Genomic DNA, 4,101 nt, shown 5'->3' with positions numbered 1-4,101 from the left:
GGTGCGTTGCGGCTCAAACCCATGTAGAACCAGGGGGACAATCGACAAGCTGCCGCAACGCACCGGCTTGATAATCTGGCAAGGTTCGTCAATTTATCTTGGTATTTGTCGTTGGCTTCCCGAATCGGTGCGTTCCGGCTAGTTTAATCTTGTTGGCAAAATTCAAGACTTGAACGAAGCCGGAACGCACCCTACCGCTAGATAGGCGCTCACCAACTGGATGGCTGGGTGAGGGGGCGAGTCAGGGTTGTCTGTTTCGAGCTGATACGAGCCTCGTAAAACTTTGCCATCCGTCGCGATCGTCTCGCCCGCTAGCGGTTGCACATCGAAGAATCGTGCCAGAGCAGCAGAATAGGCTTGGTAGTCTACCTTCAGCAGCACTCGTCGAATCGTGCTGTAGGACGGCAAGCGTTGTTTTGGCGGTTTGAACAGTGCCAGTAAGTCCTGACGATAGACGCTCAGCCAGTCACCAATCGCGAGAAATCCTCGGTTGCCAGCAGCAACCGCCAGAGTAAACAGAGCAAGGCATAGGGTCATCTGGTGTCGCTTGCCCGAAGCCTGACGAACGTCTGGAAGGTCGGCGAAGGCTTCCAGAATTTCAAGGCGCTCTGCTGGGGGCTGAACAGGTAAGCTCGTCATCTTGCCTAGACCTCGTATGGCATCGAACTTTATCCTAATCTAGTATCTCAGAGAATGAAATAGCCCTGCTACCACTCTAGTTGACATCTACTAAAAAAAATGTTACATTTACGCTGATGTTTAAGCAATTCAACTTCAAATAATGGCATCAATAAGATTTGAGATAGAAAGAGGGTATGAACATGTTTGGGGTGAAGAAGGCTACTATAGTGTCACCTTCGGAGGCTGTGTGGTAGGTTATCTTTACGACGACAATACAGGCAGGTTGCTAGATTCACTATCAAATGAAGTCAGTGCTACTGGTCGAGGAAGTACGGAATACGAGGCTAAGGAATGGGCGCGAGATGAATGGCGCGATCGTGTTTCAGAAGTAAAAAGCAACATTAGAGGTTATCTCATGCGAACATATCAAGACCGATACGGATACTAGAACTGATTCCAAGATTATATTTTAGTAAAGGTAGCGGTCTTTTCCGACCAAGGGTGTGACGGTCTACTCTGTTTTTCAATATACAAGGGTGTGTTGTGGCTTGAACCCATGTAGGACAATTTACAAGCAAGCTTCCCGAATCGGTGCGTTCCGGCTCGTTTAATCTTGTTGGCAAAATCCAAGACTTGAACGAAGCCGGAACGCACCCTACCGCTCGGCTACAAACTGGCTATCTGTATAACTTCACCAAACCCTTACGAACAGCCTCCTGAAAAATACTCGGAATATGCAAACGGCCAGAATTTGCAGGTGATTGGGGATAAGAAGGATTAGACATATTAGCATTGGCTCGACCATTATGTATTTCTACATGGGTATGAACGCCATAGCTTAATCCTGTATTGCCTTCTCGTCCGATTAAAGTGCCTGGCGAAATGATTTTTCCTTGCAAGCTTTCGTTAATAGAACCTTCAACCAAGTGCCAATAAATAAAAGTCTTGTTTAGCTCTCGGTTGTAGATAGCAACAGTGCCATTATAGCCCCAATCCTTGATTTGCTTTCCGTTTTTTGCTTCTATCACTTCTCCTCCCACCAGAGCATAGAGCGAGCTATTCCACTTACCACCGTAAGAGTCAAACGCTCGACCGGTGTTGTGATAACCATCGTTCCGTCGAGAGGTAATACGGTTTCCAGTTCCATCTTGATACAAAGCATTGAGGTAGTCAGACTCTTTGTATATATAAGTAGGATTAGGTTCGCTACCACCACCAGTATTGCGTTTCACCTCCGCATTCAAAACCAAGTGATAGTTACCACCATCGCCATCACCAGATTTATCCTTGACCCGAACATAGTATTCGCTGTTTGGTTTCAACTCATACGTGCCATAGATTGACTTCAGATTTGAAGAATTAACCTTCTTCAACTCCTTGCCATTCTTGTCATACAAAGCAAACTCAACATCTCCCTCCAGACGTAAATTATCGTTCCCGCTTCCATGGCGAACCGCAAACTGTAAAAGGTAAGGATCGGAGCCAGTGGAAAACTTGTAGTAATCGACCTCGTCAGTTCGATCTTTTCCAACAAAGTCATTCTTCGTCACCCGTTTACCGCCAATGTTGCCTAAGTCCCGAGCATCAGATCGATGCTGCCCCGCCTGATCCAAGTTATGAACGAAGGTGTATTTCTGGTTTAGTAAATGGGGATGTACGGCCAGAATAGGGTCTGCTACCATTCGATAGTAGCCCTTGGGCAAAGTCTCGTAGTGGGAGATGCCATTTGCTGTGCTGGTCGGTGTAACAATCTTCTCGGTTCCATTCACCTTACGGTAGAGAACTGGTCGATAGATATTCGACATATCTTGCCCGTTCTTACTGCGAACGGCAGTTTTGAGATCGCGGTTAGTACCATCCACTGTGAATTCGTAGTCAAACTCACCCTGTAGGTTGGTAAATTCATAGCGACCATCCGCCTTAAGTCTGTTGAAGTTCAGCACCACATCGTAATTGGTTTTAGTGCCATTGAGCGCGGTTACTTCAGCGTAATACTTGCTGTTCGGTTCCAACCATTGAGCGCCAAATAAGGGCTCCCGAGATTTGGAATCTACCGGTTCTCCAATTTGTTTGCCGCCCTCATCTAAGATTCGTACTCGTACATCACCATCCAACAGACGCTGACGATCTGCTTCGCTACCGTCGCTGTCCTGGCTACGTACTGCAAACCGTAGTTGGGTTGCCATATCGTCCGTCGTGAAGACATAGAGATCCCGATCCCCAGACGGCAGTCCGACGTGATCGCTGCGTACAATCCGTTGCCCCGCAAGCTTGCCGTTAACCGATTCGCGGTTAATGTTCCAAGCCTTGATACCGGTATCCCCAGCTTGGTCTAAATTCACAATCATCCGATAAGGAATGTTAGCTTTATTCTGCTCGACATCCACCTTGATGAGATATTTTCCGGGTGGCAAATCTTTGTAATTTAGATAATTGTCATCAGAATTGATGTCAGTCAAGGGAACCTGTCGCAGCCGACCCCCACCGAAGTCGCGATAGACGGTGGTGCGTAAGTCAGGATGAGCTAGGGTTGTATCCCGCGCCGCCAAACTAATATCGTTTTTATTCCCGTCTAACTCCACCCAGTATTCGCTACTGCCCCGCATATTAGGATAAGTGTGACGACCATCGGGAACATCAAAACGATTGGCTTTTGGGGTTGGCTGCCAAATTGGAGCAATGGTTTCAGGCAAGTCAAGGTTAGGAAGTTTATGCCCAGTTCCCGTGAAATAAGGAATGGCACTGACCCCGTTCCAGATAATATAGCCACCATCAAAATATTGAACAGCAGGCACATTTACCCCATTAAAGGCTTTCCAGTGAACTTGGATGTCTTCCAAAGCATTACCCAATTTTCCTTTCTGGGCTTCATAGGCTTCTAGAATTGCCTCCTCGGCTCGCTTCTCTGCCATCTTTTTAATCCATTCCGAAATATCGGTTACAGGCGGATTATCTGGGGGAGGTTGCACTGGCTCAGGACTGGGAAGATGGTCAACAATCGGCATTTCTTTGCCTTGACTACCTTCAACAAAGTTCATGACCAACTTATACTCATCAATTCTTGATAAGTTACCGCGATCAACTGTTAAAACATAGGTGCCAGGATCGAGTTTTCCATCTGCACCCGCGTAAAGCATAGTTCCATCATATTTACCTTCCAAGACAACTTGACCATTCTTGCGAAGAACAGCACTTCCTAGAACATTCAGTGAAAACTGTAACGGGGTTGGTTCATCAATTGAGAAGGCAAATGTATCACTGGGATTACTATCATTGAGCCAACCGTAATACCAACGCCGCCATTCTGGAGGCACAATCACATTCTGAACAGCCCGTTCACCTGGCGTATAGACACCCTCGCCACTCCAAGTTTCAGGACTCAAAAGAGCCGGTGTACTATGCTCCTCTGGCTTCGTCACCTTCGCCAAATGCACCGCCGCCGTCATATTCAGCAAGCCAGCGCCCGTTTCAGCATCATGA

Annotated in this window: 2 protein-coding genes; both read right to left on the bottom strand. The window is 47.1% G+C overall.

Translation table 11 applies throughout. The features are described from left to right. Positions 1 to 162: 162 nt before the first annotated feature. On the bottom strand, positions 163 to 639 hold the full coding sequence (locus AC0QH1_RS07135; RefSeq protein WP_324630302.1) for a transposase family protein: 477 nt from the start codon (positions 637 to 639) through the stop codon (positions 163 to 165). Between the two features lie 659 nt (positions 640 to 1,298). Further along, on the bottom strand, positions 1,299 to 4,101 hold a 2,803-nt coding region (locus tag AC0QH1_RS07130), incomplete at its 5' end, for a M23 family metallopeptidase (protein ID WP_324630300.1).

Source organism: Phormidium sp. CCY1219 (assembly GCF_055795085.1).
The sequence above is the reverse complement of the archived record's forward strand: the minus strand, read 5'-3'. Positions and strand labels throughout refer to the sequence as shown.

Coding starts and splice junctions, on each gene's coding strand:
- AC0QH1_RS07135 (WP_324630302.1), bottom strand. CDS start 639: ATGACGAGCTTACCTGTTCAGCCCCCAGCAGAGCGCCTTGAAATTCTG.